The sequence below is a fragment of the Nocardia sp. NPDC058640 genome (assembly GCF_042716995.1).
Classification (GTDB): Bacteria; Actinomycetota; Actinomycetes; order Mycobacteriales; family Mycobacteriaceae; genus Nocardia.
Genome location: NZ_JBHXRG010000001.1, coordinates 266,036 through 281,461 on the forward strand (window position 1 = coordinate 266,036; position 15,426 = coordinate 281,461).

A 15,426-nucleotide genomic window follows, 5' to 3' on the forward strand; every position below is an offset into this window, starting at 1 on the left:
GCGTTCATTGGTGTCATCATCGCGCATGCGCCGCGCGGGTAGCCACTCGGCTACCTCCGGGCACCTCGAGCTCGCGCACATTCCGCCAGGAACGGCGGTGTTCAGTACTGGGTCCGAGCTCCCGCAGGGCAGCGGTGTGCTCGGGCGTGTTGTAGCCCTTGTGCGCGGCGAAACCGTAGCCGGGGAGCTGCGCGTCCAGCTCGACCATCATCCGATCCCTGGTCACTTTCGCCAGGATGCTCGCCGCGGCGATACAGGCCGCGGTGCCGTCGCCGCCGATCACCGGCAGCGAGGGCGCGGGCAGGCCGGGCACCTTGAATCCGTCGGTCAGCACGTAACCGGGAGTGCGTTCCAGGCCGACCACCGCGCGTCGCATGCCTTCGATATTGGCCACGTGGATGCCGATCGCGTCGATCTCCCACGCCGGCACCACCACCACGCTCCACGCCAACGACAACCGCTGCACCACCGGGAACAGCTCCTCACGCGCGGCCTCGGTGAGTTTCTTGGAGTCGTCCAGCCCGGACAGCTTGTCGTACGCCTTGGGCGCCAGCAGGCACGCGGCCACCACCAGGGGACCCGCGCACGGTCCACGGCCCGCCTCGTCGACACCGGCCACCGGTGCGAGGCCACCGCGCACCAGTGCGGCCTCGAGCGTGCGTAGTCCGCTCGCTCGGCGCATCACCACCCGCGGCGGCCAGCTGGTCCGATCCTGCCCCACAGTTCGATTGTCCTTCTCGCGGTTAGTTCTCTTGCGCGTTCTGGGTCTTGACCGGCCCGATCCGGCTGGGTGGCCAGATCTTGAACACCGTCTTACCGCGGACGTTGTCCACCGGCACCGTGCCCTGCAGATCGTCGCTGACGTGCGCGCGCGAATCGGCGGACTCGTTGCGGTTGTCGCCCATCACCCACAGGTGGCCTTCGGGCACCTTGACCGGCCCGAACATCCGCCCCGCCGGGTACACCGCGTTGGGCCGATCGGCGGACCAGGGGTAATCCTTCTTGATGTACGGCTCGTCGAGCGGTTTGCCGTCGACCATGACCCGACCCTGCGGATCGCAGCACTGCACGGTCTGCCCGCCGACCGCGATCACGCGCTTGACCAGGTCGTTCTCATCCGGCGGGACCAGCCCGAAGTAGGAAAGGAAATTCTGCACCCCGCGCACGGCGGCATTGTCCGAACGCACCGACTTGTAGTGCCCGTTCCACGACGGCGGCCCGACGAAGACCACCACGTCACCGGGTCCGGGTTCGGAACCGTAGTAGCTGATCTTCTGCACGTAGATGCGATCACCGATCTGCAGCGTGTTCTCCATCGACTGCGACGGGATCACATACGGCCGACCGACGAAGGTCACCATCAACGCGGCGATCACCGCGGCGATCACCACCAGTATCGGCAGCTCCTGCCAGAACGGGCGCTGCTTCTTGTCGCCGCGCTTCTTCCGGCGCCGCCCACCTTCGTCATTTGAATCGGACACCGACACCGACCCACTTTCGTCTGCCACGCCGAACAGAGTAGCCCGGCACCCTGACGTGAGTCGGGTGCCGGGCTACCTGAAGAAATCTGGTACTGCGAAGTGCTACTGCGAGATCAGCGCTTTTCCTTGATCTTGGCAGCCTTACCGCGCAGGTCGCGCAGGTAGTAGAGCTTCGCGCGACGCACGTCACCGCGGGTCACGACATCGACGTGGTCGATGTTGGGGCTGTGCACGGGGAAGGTGCGCTCGACACCGACACCGAAGGACACCTTGCGGACCGTGAAGGTCTCGCCGATGCCGCCGCCCTGACGTCGGATGACGACGCCCTTGAAGACCTGGATGCGCTCCTTCGAGCCTTCGATGACCTTCACGTGCACGTTCAGGGTGTCGCCCGCGCGGAACGCGGGGATGTCGCTGCGCAGCGACTTCTCGTCGACGAAATCGAGGGTGTTCATTTTCCACCTTTTCGGATTCTTTGCGTGAACAGAGGAACCTGGCGGCACTCGCGCGCTCGACCGGTTCGTGCTCAGAACAGGAGTGCTCTCGGACATGACTGCTCCAAGGCAACCGGTTCATTGTGCCAGACCGGGTAGCCGCGACTGAAATCGGGGCTTATTCCTGGTCAGGCTGGTCGGCGTCGGTGCGGCGACGCGGCAGCAGGTGCGGGTGCGGCAGCGGTGCGGGCGGTGCGGCGACCACAGTACGGGCCAACACGGCCTCCGCGGCCGAGCGTGCGTGTTCGACGTCGGGTTTGCCCGCGATCAGGTCCTGGACGAAGATCTTCGCGCGAATGACCGGTCGACGATACCGCCGCTCCCGCGCGATCGCCCGACTCATGGTCTTGGGCCGGTTGCCGTACCGCCAGCGCGCCCACGGCGCACCGGGCCTGCTCAAACGCACCGCCCCGACCAGCAGCAGCGGGGTGAAGAACATGCCGAACAGCCCGGTCCAGATCTTGCCCTTGGCGATCACCGCCGCAGCCAACACCAGATTCACCACGACCGTGATCGCCACGCCCACCCGCACCCCGACACCGCGCGACCGCCGGAAGTCGTCGTAGTCCAGGAAGGTGGCGGGTTGCACGCCCAGCAGCAGCAAGCCGGTCACCGCCAGCGCGACGAACACCGCGTCCACCGAGGTGCGGCCCTGTTCGGACCAGTACACGTCACGCAGGTAGAAGATCAGCGCGAACTCGTCCAGGACCAGCGCGGCACCGATGCCGAAGAACGCCGACAGCACGCTCGAGGTGATCTGGGTGGAGTCCTCGGCGGTGGCGATCAGTCCGATGCCCGACAGCAGCACGGTGATCACGCCGAACACCATGTGGTGGATGTGGGTGTCGCCGGCCTTCACATTGCCCGGCCACCAGCGCACGTTGGCGCGGATCATCCGCACGCTGATCCGGATCACCACGAAGCCGAGAATGAACCCCAGCAGAAAGCACAGCAGGGGCAGGCGGCCATGCGCGATCACCTCGTGTTCGAGCCACCGTCGCATGTCGCCCGCCCTGTCGTGGAGTGCAGTGTTGTGGTCGTGCGGTCCCTACTTCTTGCCGAAACCGGCCGCGCGCAAAGCGTCGGCCATCGACCCGCTCGGTGGAGCCGCGGGGGTGCGCTGGTTGCCACCGCCGCTGCCCTGTTTACGAGCCGGCGCCTGCCCGCCTTGCCCACGACCCTGACCACCAGGTCCACGACCCTGACCGCGCGGCGCACCGCCACCACGATTGTCCCCCTGCGCGGGCTTACCCGGCTCGTCATCCAGCCGCAGCGTCAACCCGATCCGCTGACGAGCGATATCGACCTCGAGCACCTTCACCTTCACCACATCACCGGACTTCACCACTTCACGCGGGTCCTTGACGAAGTTGTGCGACAGCGCCGACACGTGCACGAGGCCGTCCTGGTGCACGCCGACATCGACGAACGCACCGAACGCCGCCACATTGGTGACCACGCCTTCCAACACCATCCCCGGTTTCAGATCGGCGACCTTCTCGATCCCCGCGGCGAATTCGGCGGTCTTGAATTCCGGACGCGGGTCCAGACCCGGCTTCTCCAACTCGGCGATGATGTCGCTGACCGTGGGCACACCGAACTTCTCATCGGTGAAGTCGGCGGGCTTCAGCGCGCGCAACGTGCTGGTGTTGCCGATGACCTCCGACATTTCCCGACCGGTGTGCTCGAGAATGCGGCGCACCACCGGGTAGGCCTCGGGGTGCACGGCGGAGGTGTCGAGGGGATCGACGCCGCCACGAATGCGCAGGAAGCCCGCGCACTGTTCGAAAGCTTTGGGACCCAAGCGCGGAACCGCCAACAGTGCTTTGCGACTGTTGAACGGCCCGTTCTGATCACGGTGCGCCACAATGCTTTCCGCGACCGACCCGGACACGCCCGACACCCTCGACAGCAGCGGCACCGAGGCGGTGTTGACGTCGACGCCGACCGCGTTCACCGCGTCTTCGACCACCGCGCCCAGCGAGCGTGCCAGCAGCGTCTCGGAGATGTCGTGCTGGTACTGGCCGACCCCGATCGACTTGGGATCGATCTTCACCAGTTCGGCGAGCGGGTCCTGCAATCGTCGCGCGATGGAGACCGCGCCGCGCAGTGACACGTCCATATCGGGCAGTTCGGCCGAGGCGTAGGCGGAGGCGGAATACACCGAGGCGCCCGCTTCGGACACCACGATCTTGGTGGGCTTGTTCTCCGGGATGCGCGAAATCAGTTCCACGGCAAGGGCATCGGTCTCGCGCGAGGCGGTGCCGTTGCCGATGGCGATGAGCTCCACGTTGAACCGGGCGACCAGCGCGGCCAGCACTGCGAGGGATTTCTCGGTTTGCCCCTGCGGCTTGTGCGGGTAGATGACCTCGGTAGCGACGGCCTTTCCGGTGGCGTCGACGACGGCGACCTTCACACCGGTGCGGTAACCGGGGTCAAGACCCATGGTGGTGCGGGTGCCCGCGGGCGCGGCCAGCAGCAGGTCGCGCAGGTTCGCGGCGAACACGTCGACCGCGTCGCGCTCCGCCGCCTGCCGCAACCGCATCCTGGTGTCGATACCGAGACTGACCTGCAGTTTGGTGCGCCAGGCCCACCGCACGGTGTCCAGCAGCCAGGAATCGGCCGGGCGACCCTTGTCGGCGATGCCGAAGGCCACCGCGATGCGACCCTCGTAGATCGTGCGCTCGCCGGGCTCCGGCTCATCGATATCGGCTTCCAGATGCAGCGTGAGCATCTCTTCCTTCTCCCCGCGCAGCAGCGCCAGGATCCGGTGCGAGGGCAGTTTGTGGAAGGGCTCGCTGAACTCGAAGTAGTCGGCGAACTTCGCGCCCGCTTCCTCCTTGCCCGCGCGCACCTTCGACGTGACCTGGCCGCGATTCCACATCAGCTCGCGCAGCTCACCGACCAGGTCGGCGTCTTCGGCGAAACGCTCGACCAGGATCGAGCGGGCACCGTCGAGCTGTTCGGCGGTGTAGCCGGCCGGGTCGGTGTTCGGGTCGCTGATCAGCGCGTCGGCCACGGGTTCGTGCCCGGCTTCGCGGGCGATCTGCGCCTTGGTGCGGCGCTTGGGCTTGTACGGCAGGTAGATGTCTTCCAGGCGCGCCTTGGTCTCGGCGAGCATGAGCTGCGAGTGCAGGGCGGGGTCGAGTTTGCCCTGGCCGCGAATGGATTCGATGATCGCGCCGCGCCGCTCGTCGAGCTCACGCAGGTAACCGAGGCGTTCCTCGAGCTGACGCAGCTGGGCGTCGTCGAGGCCGTCGGTGACCTCCTTGCGGTATCGCGCGATGAACGGAACCGTCGAACCGCCGTCGAGCAGTTCGACGGCAGCCCGAACCTGGGCTTCCCGCACTCCCAGTTCGTCGGCGATCCGCCTGCCCACGCTGGCGATGATGGTGGTGCTGTCGGCGATCTCAGGCGCTGTCGTCACAGCCGCAGAGACTACAGCGCCCCACCGACACCCGACATACCTCCTGGTCAGCGCACAGTGGTGACCTCGGGTTCGGTGATCGGCCGATCCAGCAGGGTGTCGGTGCGGTCGCGCAGGAACTTGTCGAACATCGCCGCGACGTACCCGCGCACCAGCGCGGCCATCCGATCCGGGTCGATGCTGCCGATATACGTCGACGCGGCAGGCCGGGCGATGGCGGGCACCAGCGACGGCATGTCGGTGAAGTCGTAGTGCGCCGAATTCGCAATGGCCAGATGACGTTTCCACCCCGTGGCCCGCTGCCAGAACGCGTCCAACGACGGATTCGCGTCCCCGACCTCCTCGATCTGCGCACTGGTCAACACCAAGCTCGGCCGATCCACCCCCTCGGTGACCGCGCGCCCGAACGCCTCGTCCACCCCGATCTGCCCGTCCATGTCGACCGCGGCATCGATACGCCGGTCCCCGTGCATGGCCTCGACCGCGGCGTACCCACCAGAGGAATGCCCGACGGCACCCACCCGGTCCATGTCCAGCACACGGCCCAGATCGACTGGCAGAGCATCGGATTCGGCATCAGGGTTCGTCCCCGCGGCCAGCCCCGTGAGCGAATCCAGGACGAACCGGAAGTCCAGCAGCCTTGTCGCGATGTACTTTTCGCGAAGGGCGGTATCGAAACCGTTCGGCGCCGCGGCGGGTTGCACGATCCGCCCGCCGGGGAACTCCACGGCCGGACCCGATTCGTAGGTGTGATCGACCGTCACCACCACATAACCGCGCGAGGCCAGATCCTCGGCCAGCCCGGTCCCGAGCACCCGCGAGACACCGGCACCGGGCGTGTAGAGCACCACCGGATACTTGCTAGCGGCCTGCGCCGGCGCATGCCGATGGGCGTGGGTCAGCGCGCCGGGAAGTTCGATGCCGAGCTTGCTCTCCAGCCCGGGAATCAACTCGGTCGACACGTAATGCGCACGCGGATAACGGCTTACATCGGTGGCCGGGTAGAACACCGACACCATCAGTTCCCTGGACCGGTCCGGCTGGAACGGGTCCACCCGACCGGCATCGACCAGATGCAGCGTGGTCGACCCCACCGGCAAGGCACCGCTGGGACTCGGCAGCACGCCGACACCACCGGGTCCGGCATCGGCGATGCTCGCACTGGTCGCAACCAGCGCACAGACCGACATGGACACCACAGCCGCTCGACGGAACACCGTCTCCCCCATCACTATTCGCAACCGAGCTACGAACCGCCCGGCCGTCGCGAATACGCTAGCAAACCGCGCGACCGCCCGCGATAGATCGGAACATGGTGTGCCCCAGCGATTCAGCCGAGCAGGTCTCTGGCGAGTTCGCGCATCTGCGCCTTGCGGACCTTGCCGGTGACCGTCATCGGGAATTCGTCGACCAGGTGTACGTAGCGCGGGATCTTGTAGTGGGCGAGGCGGCCGGTGCAGAAGGCTCGCAGGGTGTCCGCGTCGAGTGGAGTGGCGCCGTCGCGCAGGCGGATCCAGACCATGAGTTCTTCGCCGTACTTGTCGTCGGGCACGCCGATGACCTGGGCGTCGACGATATCGGGGTGGGTGTAGAGGAACTCTTCGATTTCGCGGGGGTAGATGTTCTCCCCGCCGCGGATGACCATGTCTTTGATGCGGCCGGTGACCGAGAGGTAGCCGTCGTCGTCCATCACGCCGATGTCGCCGGTGTGCATCCAGCGGTCGGCGTCGATGGCTTCGGCGGTCTTGTCCGGCTGGTCCCAGTAGCCCAGCATCACCGAGTACCCGCGAGTGCACAGTTCGCCGGGTTCGCCGCGCGGCAGGGTGCGCCCGTCGGCGGGGTCGATCACCTTCACCTCGAGGTGCGGGCCGACACGACCGACGGTGGCGGTGCGCCGGTCGATGCTGTCGTCACGACGGGTCTGCGTGGATACCGGGCTGGTCTCGGTCATGCCGTAACAGATCGCGACCTCGCTCATTCCCAGCCGGTCGATCACCCTTTTCATCACCTCCACCGGACACGGCGAACCCGCCATGATGCCCGTGCGCAAACTCGTCAGGTCGTAGTCGAGCCCGGCGTCCAGTTCGGCCAGCATGGCGATGAACATCGTGGGCACGCCGTAGAGCGAGGTGCACCGTTGCGCGGACACCGCGGCCAGCGTGGCGGCCGGATCGAACGAGGGTGCCGGAATCACCACGGCCGCACCGTGCGTGGTGGCCGCGAGGTTGCCCATGACCATGCCGAAGCAGTGGTAATAGGGCACCGGCAGGCAGATGCGATCGGCTTCGGTGTAGTCGCACAGTTCACCGACGAAGAAGCCATTGTTGAGAATGTTGCGATGACTCAGGGTCGCGCCCTTGGGGAAACCTGTTGTGCCCGAAGTGTATTGGATGTTGATCGCGTCATCGGCCGACAGTGTCGCTTCGATTTCGGCCAACGCGACCGGGTCGGGGGTCGTGCGCGCCACTGCTTCCCATTCCGAGCTGCCGAGAATGAGCACCTGCTCGAGCTCAGGACATTCCGGCCGAACCTGCTCGATCATCGCCACATAGTCCGAACCCTTGAAATCCGGCGCCGCGATCAGCATCCGCACGCCGGAATGACCGAGAACATAAGCGAGTTCGCTGGTGCGGTAGGCGGGGTTGATATTGACCAGGATCGCGCCGATCACCGCCGTCGCGTACTGCACCAGATACCACTGCGCGCAGTTCGGCGCCCAGATTCCCACCCGGTCTCCCGCGACGATCCCCCGCTGCGCCAGTCCGGTGGCCAGTGCGTCGATCGCGGCGGCGGCCTCGCGATAAGTCCAGGTGCGGCCGGTGATCTGGTCGACGAGCGCGTCGCGATCGGGGTGGGCGGCGGCGGTGCGCGCGTAGTTCGCGCCGATGGTGTCGGTGAGAAGTGCGATATCGGTGGGTCCGCGGCTGTAGCTGGCTTCGGGCATCAGCAGATCTCCTTGCCGCGCGGCAGGATCGGCCGCACGTCGACGGTGGTACCTCATAGAATGTGGCACACCGCACGCCCGAACCTCACCGAAAGCGGTGGCAGTGCTTCATTCCGAACGGAACCAGCAATCCTCGGATTGGACGCTCGCACAACGAATTACCCCGTGGGATACCCAAATGTCTTTGCCGCAAAACAAACTCGGGACGCATCCTCCCCCGGTAGCGTCGGTCCGATGACGGAGCCTTTTCAACTGGCCGGCCTCTCACTGGACTGTGACGACCCCGAATCCCTCGCCCGCTTCTACCTCGGACTGCTGGGTGGGCGGGTCTTGTGGAACGACGCGCACAGCGTCGGAATCCGCATCCCGTCGGGCCTGACCCTGGCCGCGCAACGCGTGGAGGACTATTTTCCGCCGCAGTGGCCGGGCACCGCCGCGGTCCATCTGGACCTGGCCGCCGACGCCGACTTGGATCTGTGCGAACAGCACGCTCTGGCCATCGGCGCTAAACCCGCACCGGTACAACAGGATCCGCGCTGGCGAGTACTCCTCGACCCGGCCGGGCACCCGTTCTGTATCACCACCCGCGTCATCGCGGGCTAGCTCACAGCAGGTCGGGGCGACGCTGCGCCGTGCGCTCCAGGGACTGCTCGCGGCGCCACGCGGCGATCTTGGCGTGGTCGCCCGACAGCAGGATCGGCGGCACGTCGAGCTCGCGCCACGACACCGGTCGCGTGTAACTCGGGCCTTCCAACAGTCCGTCGGAGAACGAATCCTCTTGGTGCGACTGCTGATTGCCGAGCACGCCGGGAATCAGGCGCACCACGGCCTCGGTCATCACCAGCACCGCGGCCTCGCCGCCGATGAGCACGTAATCGCCGATGCTCACTTCTTCCACGCGCACGCGACGGGCGGCATCGTCGAACACACGCTGATCGATGCCTTCGTACCGCCCGCAGGCGAACACGAGATGCTTCTCGGTGGCCCAGCGTTGCGCGGTGGCCTGCGTGAACGGCACACCCGCGGGGGTGGGCACCACGAGCAGGGCGTCGTCGGGGCAGACCTCGTCGAGGGCGTCGCCCCACACGGTCGGCTTCATGACCATGCCGGGTCCACCGCCGTAGGGCGAATCGTCGACCGATTTGTGCACGTCATGCGTCCACTTGCGCAGGTCGTGCACCCCGACCGAGATCAGGCCCTTGTCGACAGCCTTGCCCAGCAGCGCGGTGCGCAGCGGCTCCAGATATTCCGGGAAGATCGTGACGACGTCGAGTTGCACGAATTACTCCGGATCGAGCAGGCCCTCGGGCGGGGTGATGACCACCAGTCCATCGGCGAGCGAAACCGTCGGCACGATGGCGGTGACAAAGGGAATGAGAATTTCGCGACCGTCGTCGGCGGCACGCACCGACAGCAGTTCGCCCGCGGCCGAATGCAGCACCTCGGTGACCGTGCCGACCAGCGTTCCGTCGGCGAACTCGACCCGAAGGCCTTCGAGTTCGTGATCGTAGAAGGCGTCGTCATCGTCGGACGGCGGTAGATTTTCGCTGTCGACGACGAACAAAGTGCCGCGCAGAGTGTCGGCCATGGTCTTGTCATCGACACCGTCGACCGCGACCAGAAGTCGGCCCGAGTGTTCTCGGACCGACTTCACGGTGTAGTCGGTGATCGCCGAACTGCGCGGCATTCTGCCGTGCAGCACAACGCCCGGCGCGAACCGGACCTCCGGCTCGTCGGTGCGAACATCGACGACGAGTTCGCCGCGCACGCCGTGCGACTTGGCGACCCGACCTACGACGAGTTCCATCTAGGCGTCGGTATCGACCACGTCGACCCGGATCCCACGGCCGCCGATGCCGGCGACCAGGGTGCGCAGCGCGGTCGCGGTACGACCACCGCGCCCGATCACCTTGCCCAGGTCCTCAGGATGGACATGCACCTCGACGGTGCGCCCGCGACGTCCGGTGAGCAGCTCGACACGGACGTCGTCGGGGTTGGCGACGATGCCGCGAACCAGATGTTCGACGGCATCGGCAACAACAGCAGTCATTACTCGGCAGCCTCGGTGACGGCTTCCTCAGCGACGGCCTCTTCCTTCTTGGCGGCCTTCTTCTTCGGGGTGACGGCCTCGGTGGTGGGCGCGTTGTCGGCGGCGGCGAGCGCGGCGTTGAACAGGTCCAGCTTGGAGGTCTTCGGGGCCTTGACCTTCAGGGTGCCCTCGGTGCCCGGCAGGCCCTTGAACTTCTGCCAGTCGCCGGTGATCTCCAGCAGACGCTGCACCGACTCGGTGGGCTGCGCGCCGACCGACAGCCAGTACGCGACGCGCTCGGCGTCGATCTCGATCAGCGAAGGCTCTTCCTTCGGGTGGTACAGGCCGATGGACTCGATGGCCCGGCCGTCGCGACGCGAACGCGCGTCGGCAACGACGACGCGGTACTGCGGGTTGCGGATCTTGCCGAGGCGAGTGAGCCGGATCTTGACAGACATGCTGTTCAGTCTTCTTTCAGTAGTTTGGTCACCACGCGATTCGGCGACCCACATGGGCTGCGGGTCCGGTTTCGCGCATGTCGTGCGTGACCGCCGCGCGGTACGTAACCGGAGACGGGCTGACACTTGTCCAGGAAGGACGAGACTTCATTCTGCCAGACGAACGAACCAGCCAGGAAATCGCCTCCGCTATCGCCGCGCAACGCCGATTCAGCGGTGGCCGGTGACCGGGTTGGGGGTCTTCACCACCAGGCCGCGCAGGACTACCCATTGTGGGTCGGTGAGCGATTGGGGGTTCGTGCGGGGGTCGTGGGCGTAGACGACGAAGTCGGCGGGGGCGCCTTCTTCGATGCTGGGGCGGTGTAGCCAGGTGCGGGCGTTCCAGGAGGCGGCGCCGAGGGCCTCGTGGGGGGATAGGCCTGCGCCGGTCAGGGCGGTGATTTCGTCGGCGATGCGGCCGTGGCGGATGGAGCCGCCCGCGTCGGTGCCCGCGTAGATCGGGATGCCTGCTTCGTGGGCTTTGCCGACGGTGTCGCGGACGCGGTGGTGTAGGTCGCGCATGTGGGCGGCGTAGGTGGGGAATTTGGTGGCGCTGTCGGCGATGTCGGGGAAGGTGTCGATGTTGATCAAGGTGGGGACGAGGGCGGTGCCGTGGGCGGCCATGAGGGCGATGGTGTCGTCGGTGAGGCCGGTGCCGTGTTCGAGGCAGTCGATGCCGGCGTTGATCAGGCCGGGCAGCGCGTCTTCACCGAATACGTGCGCGGTGACGCGGGCACCGTTCGCGTGGGCGGCGTCGATGGCCTGTTTCAGGATGTCGTCGCTCCACAGCGGCCGCAGGTCGCCGACAGAGCGGTCGATCCAGTCCCCCACGATCTTCACCCACCCATCCCCGAACCGCGCCTGCTCGGCCACGATCTCGGGCAGGTCCCGCTCGTCGTCGAGTTCGATGCCGAGTTCGCGGATGTAGCGGCGAGGTCGCGCGATATGCCGTCCGGCGCGAATGATCCGCGGCAGGTCGACATGGTCGTCGATGAATCGCGTGTCGATCGGCGATCCGGCGTCGCGCAACAGCAGCGCACCGGCGTCGCGTTCGGTTTCGGCCTGTTCGATCGCGCCGTCGTGGGTCTCGCCGCCGCCGCCGTAGGTGATGCCGACGTGGCAGTGGGCATCGACCAGTCCCGGCACGATCCACCCTGCGCTACACAGGGTTTCGGCTCCGCGCACCGGCTCGAACGTCACGGTGCCGTCGACGACCCAGAGGTCGCGCTCCTCGTCACCGGGCAGAACCACACCACGCAGATGCACACGAACCTCCAGACGTCGGCTGAGTCCGAACCTACCGCGCGCGATCGGCGCACGCACGACCCCGAGGCTCACCACCGAGGAAGGAGGTCGCACCGGACAGAGCCGTGCACGTGCGGCCACCGGCAGGGTTCACGACCACGGCTGAACCCTCAGTCGCCCACCGGATCACCATCGAGAAAGACCCGCACCGCGGTGACGCGCGATCGCCCCCGGGCGAAGTCCACGAATGCCACGCCGTACGACGCGCCTACCCGAATACTCACGCTGACGGTGCGCCCGGCGGCGATCATCTTGTCCCACTCCATCTCTCGCGTGCGATCCAGAAACTCCGCCACCGAGCTCGGGGATCCGGCAGGCGATTCGACCACCGCCGACGCGTCGAGCAGTGCGTGTACGCCGGTCGAGTCGCCGGCAGCGGCCGCTTCGAACAGCTTGTGGACGACACGCTTGCCCGCCCCGCCCACGCCGGACAACGCCCCCATCATGCCCATCGCACCATGCACGCCCAGCTCCGCGACGAGCTGCGCCCCGAGCTTCGCACCCGCGCGCAGTCCCGACGGCCCCGTGCGCAACAGTCGCACGATCATCACCCCCAACTCCCAGTGCGCGGCGAGCCGAGCGATCCGCCAGCCGCTGTCGGTGGCGACCAGGTCGTAGCGCAGATGCATCGGCACGCTGACGGTGGCGCCGGTCGACATCCTGGTCTCGATGAGCAGATCGCGCACCACCGTGTGCCCGGCGACCAGATCACGGTCGACGTGAAAGTCGATGGCGTTCGGCGCGATGAAGACGTTGTAGAACCGCGAGATCGCCTCGGCCCCGATATGCGCACGCGAGCCGTACGGGTCGTGCACCTCGGCGTTCTCGGCGAACAACGCGACCCAGGCGGCCTTGTCGTGCGCGGCGACCGCACGCGGCGACTCCCGCACCGCCGCCAGCAGATCCTGCGCGGTCCGATCCAACGACATGCGGTCCATGCTAGAACGTGTTTCAGTTCTGCGTCGGCGATCGTGCGAGACGGCGAACCGGAAACGTCGCTGTCCGGCCGGCAAGAAAGCCGTGGTGGGGGGTACAAATAGTGATACCCCCACGGGGTTTTAATTCCGGCCGTGCGCGAGTGCGCGACCCGGCACACGCTAACGGGGGGTGCCGCCCCCAAATAATCGCTGGGGTGGGTTACGTATTAACACCCCCCCCCACGGCTTTTCACTGGTGAAGATTCAGTTCTTGGGGAACTTCAGCTGGGAGAGGTCGATGCCTTCCAGCCCCGGCGGCAGCTGGTCGAGACCGGGCGGCATCTGCGACAGGTCCATGCCCGGCGGCAGTCCCGGCATTCCGGCGGGCATTCCGGGGAATCCGCCGCGCATCTTCGGCGGCGTGGGTCCGCGCCCACCCTTCTTGCCCTTCTTGCCGCCCTTTTTGTTGTTGCCGCGGCGCGCGCCGGGCATCCCCATCTGTCGACCCATCATCGCCATCATCTTCTTGGCTTCGAAGAATCGGTCGACGAGCTGGTTGACCTCGGAGACCTGCACGCCGGAGCCGTTGGCGATGCGCAGTCGACGGGAGGCGTTGATGATCTTGGGGTTGTCGCGTTCGGCGCGGGTCATGCCGCGGATGATCGCCTGCACGCGATCGAGGGACTTGTCGTCGATCTGCGACAGCGCTTCTTTCATCTGGCCCGCGCCGGGCAGCATGCCGAGCAGGTTGCCGATGGGGCCCATCTTGCGGATGGCCAGCATCTGGTCGAGGAAGTCCTCGAGGGTGAGTTCGCCGCTGCCGATCTTGCGCGCGGTCTCTTCGGCCTGTTCGGCGTCGTAGACCTGTTCGGCCTGTTCGATGAGCGTGAGCACGTCGCCCATGCCCAGGATGCGCGAGGCCATCCGGTCGGGGTGGAAGACGTCGAAGTCTTCGAGCTTCTCACCGGTGGAGGCGAACATGATCGGCGCGCCGGTGACCTGACGCACCGACAGCGCCGCGCCACCGCGGGCGTCACCGTCGAGTTTGGTGAGCACGACGCCGGTGAAGCCGACGCCGTCGCGGAAGGCTTCGGCGGTGCTGACCGCGTCCTGGCCGATCATGGCGTCGAGCACGAACAGTGTCTCGTCGGGCTGCACAGCGTCGCGGATGCCCGAAGCCTGGCGCATGAGTTCGGCGTCGATGCCGAGGCGGCCCGCGGTGTCGACGATGACCACGTCGTACTGCTTGGCCTTGGCTTCTTCGATACCGGCGGCGGCCACTGCGACCGGGTCGGCGGCGGTGATACCGAGAGGGTTCTCGCCGCCACCGATGGAGGTGCCGCCGTGCGGGGCGAACACGGGCACGCCCGCGCGTTCACCGACGACCTGCAGCTGGGTGACAGCGCCGGGACGCTGCAGGTCACAGGCCACCAGCAACGGCTGATGTCCCTGACCCTTGAGCCATTTGGCCAGCTTGCCCGCGAGGGTGGTCTTACCAGCACCCTGCAGACCGGCCAGCATGATCACTGTCGGCGGGTTCTTGGCCAGGTTCAGTCGACGGGTCTCACCGCCCAGGATCGCGACGAGTTCCTCGTTGACGATCTTGACGACCTGCTGCGCGGGGTTGAGCGCGCCGGAGACCTCCGCGCCCTTGGCACGTTCTTTGACGTTGGCGATGAAACCGCGCACCACGGGCAGCGCGACGTCGGCTTCGAGGAGTGCGAGGCGGATCTCACGCGCGGTGGCGTCGATGTCGGCCGGTGACAGACGCCCCTTACCGCGCAGATCTGACAGTGCACCGGTAAGCCGGTCGGACAGGGATTCGAACACCGATCGCGCTCCTGATCTGAAAGGGTCAGATAATTCCCTCCCAGGGTAGTGGAGGTTATTCGGTGTGCTGCACGTGCGGGGGCGCGGTGCGACGCAACTCGTGCGATTCGATGTTCACCAGGTACACCGCTTCTCTGCCGGTCAGTCCCAGTTCGCGCGACAGCGCTTCGATCCGAAGCCATTCGGAGTCGGCGCTGTCGGCGTGGTGGGCGGTGGTCGAGGCGATGGTCATCGCGGCCAGCGCTTGCGCACCACTGAGGGTGCGACCCGGCAACCAGGAGACCACCCACAGGTCACCACCGACGCACCGCGCGATGTGCGCGGTCGCGTCGCTGGTCATCATTGATGCGGAAACGACTTCGATAGCCACAGATCAGCTCCCCTCGTACGAGCGACAGCCGGACCAGGAAAATGCTATAGGTCACATCTCGACTTATCGGGCCGCGCCGACGGTGTGTAGCAACCTGATAGCAATCAGTGGTTAAACCGTGTCCTAGTGGTG

The 15,426-nt window shown here is 66.6% G+C and carries 16 protein-coding genes; 1 reads left to right on the forward strand and 15 read right to left on the reverse strand.

Annotated elements, in window-relative coordinates:
- Window positions 1–16 precede the first annotated feature (16 nt).
- The 7 genes from ACFWU5_RS01355 to ACFWU5_RS01385 form a co-directional block, all read right to left on the reverse strand.
- Complete coding sequence (locus tag ACFWU5_RS01355) at window positions 17–721, reverse strand: ribonuclease HII (RefSeq protein WP_379265750.1); 705 nt, start codon at window positions 719–721, stop codon at window positions 17–19.
- 22 nt (window positions 722–743) lie between these two features.
- Window positions 744–1,508 carry a signal peptidase I gene (gene lepB, locus ACFWU5_RS01360; RefSeq protein WP_379265751.1) on the reverse strand — a complete coding sequence of 255 codons (765 nt, stop codon included), beginning with the start codon at window positions 1,506–1,508 and terminating at the stop codon, window positions 744–746.
- 86 nt (window positions 1,509–1,594) lie between these two features.
- Complete coding sequence (rplS, locus tag ACFWU5_RS01365; RefSeq protein ID WP_379240694.1) at window positions 1,595–1,936, reverse strand: 50S ribosomal protein L19; 342 nt, start codon at window positions 1,934–1,936, stop codon at window positions 1,595–1,597.
- 157 nt (window positions 1,937–2,093) lie between these two features.
- Window positions 2,094–2,978, reverse strand: coding sequence for a hypothetical protein (locus ACFWU5_RS01370; protein ID WP_379240693.1), 885 nt, complete (start codon window positions 2,976–2,978; stop codon window positions 2,094–2,096).
- A 45-nt stretch (window positions 2,979–3,023) separates the two neighbouring features.
- Window positions 3,024–5,402: a Tex family protein gene (locus ACFWU5_RS01375; protein WP_379265752.1), complete on the reverse strand. Its 2,379-nt coding sequence runs from the start codon at window positions 5,400–5,402 to the stop codon at window positions 3,024–3,026.
- A gap of 47 nt (window positions 5,403–5,449) precedes the next feature.
- The gene (locus tag ACFWU5_RS01380; RefSeq protein WP_379265753.1) at window positions 5,450–6,619 is read right to left on the reverse strand and encodes an alpha/beta hydrolase family protein; all 1,170 of its coding nucleotides are present in this window, start codon (window positions 6,617–6,619) and stop codon (window positions 5,450–5,452) included.
- Window positions 6,620–6,732: 113 nt separating this feature from the next.
- Window positions 6,733–8,346 (reverse strand): AMP-binding protein, encoded by a 1,614-nt coding sequence (locus ACFWU5_RS01385; RefSeq protein ID WP_379265754.1) that lies wholly within the window; start codon window positions 8,344–8,346, stop codon window positions 6,733–6,735.
- 234 nt (window positions 8,347–8,580) lie between these two features.
- Between ACFWU5_RS01385 and ACFWU5_RS01390 the strand changes: the two genes are divergently transcribed.
- Window positions 8,581–8,949, forward strand: a complete 369-nt coding sequence (locus ACFWU5_RS01390; RefSeq protein ID WP_379240690.1) for a VOC family protein — start codon at window positions 8,581–8,583, stop codon at window positions 8,947–8,949.
- 1 nt (window position 8,950) lies between these two features.
- On the opposite strand, the gene trmD is transcribed toward ACFWU5_RS01390, so the two are convergent.
- The 8 genes from trmD to ACFWU5_RS01430 all read right to left on the reverse strand — a co-directional run bounded on the left by trmD (window position 8,951) and on the right by ACFWU5_RS01430 (window position 15,294).
- Entirely contained in the window at window positions 8,951–9,625 is a 675-nt protein-coding gene (gene trmD / locus ACFWU5_RS01395; protein WP_379265755.1) for a tRNA (guanosine(37)-N1)-methyltransferase TrmD, read from the reverse strand.
- Between the two features lie 3 nt (window positions 9,626–9,628).
- The gene (gene rimM, locus ACFWU5_RS01400) at window positions 9,629–10,153 is read right to left on the reverse strand and encodes a ribosome maturation factor RimM (RefSeq protein WP_379240688.1); all 525 of its coding nucleotides are present in this window, start codon (window positions 10,151–10,153) and stop codon (window positions 9,629–9,631) included.
- Window positions 10,154–10,396 (reverse strand): RNA-binding protein, encoded by a 243-nt coding sequence (locus ACFWU5_RS01405; protein WP_056811833.1) that lies wholly within the window; start codon window positions 10,394–10,396, stop codon window positions 10,154–10,156.
- Window positions 10,396–10,833: a 30S ribosomal protein S16 gene (rpsP, locus tag ACFWU5_RS01410; RefSeq protein WP_379240687.1), complete on the reverse strand. Its 438-nt coding sequence runs from the start codon at window positions 10,831–10,833 to the stop codon at window positions 10,396–10,398. Before rpsP ends, ACFWU5_RS01405 begins: the two co-directional genes overlap by 1 nt.
- Before the next feature lie 210 nt (window positions 10,834–11,043).
- Window positions 11,044–12,138 carry an amidohydrolase family protein gene (locus tag ACFWU5_RS01415; protein ID WP_379265756.1) on the reverse strand — a complete coding sequence of 365 codons (1,095 nt, stop codon included), beginning with the start codon at window positions 12,136–12,138 and terminating at the stop codon, window positions 11,044–11,046.
- Between the two features lie 149 nt (window positions 12,139–12,287).
- A complete protein-coding gene (locus ACFWU5_RS01420) occupies window positions 12,288–13,106 on the reverse strand; it encodes a nuclear transport factor 2 family protein (RefSeq protein WP_379265757.1) in 819 nt (272 codons plus the stop codon).
- 252 nt (window positions 13,107–13,358) lie between these two features.
- Window positions 13,359–14,924: a signal recognition particle protein gene (ffh, locus tag ACFWU5_RS01425; protein WP_379240684.1), complete on the reverse strand. Its 1,566-nt coding sequence runs from the start codon at window positions 14,922–14,924 to the stop codon at window positions 13,359–13,361.
- A gap of 55 nt (window positions 14,925–14,979) precedes the next feature.
- Window positions 14,980–15,294, reverse strand: coding sequence for a hypothetical protein (locus ACFWU5_RS01430; RefSeq protein WP_379240683.1), 315 nt, complete (start codon window positions 15,292–15,294; stop codon window positions 14,980–14,982).
- Between the last annotated feature and the right edge of the window lie 132 nt (window positions 15,295–15,426).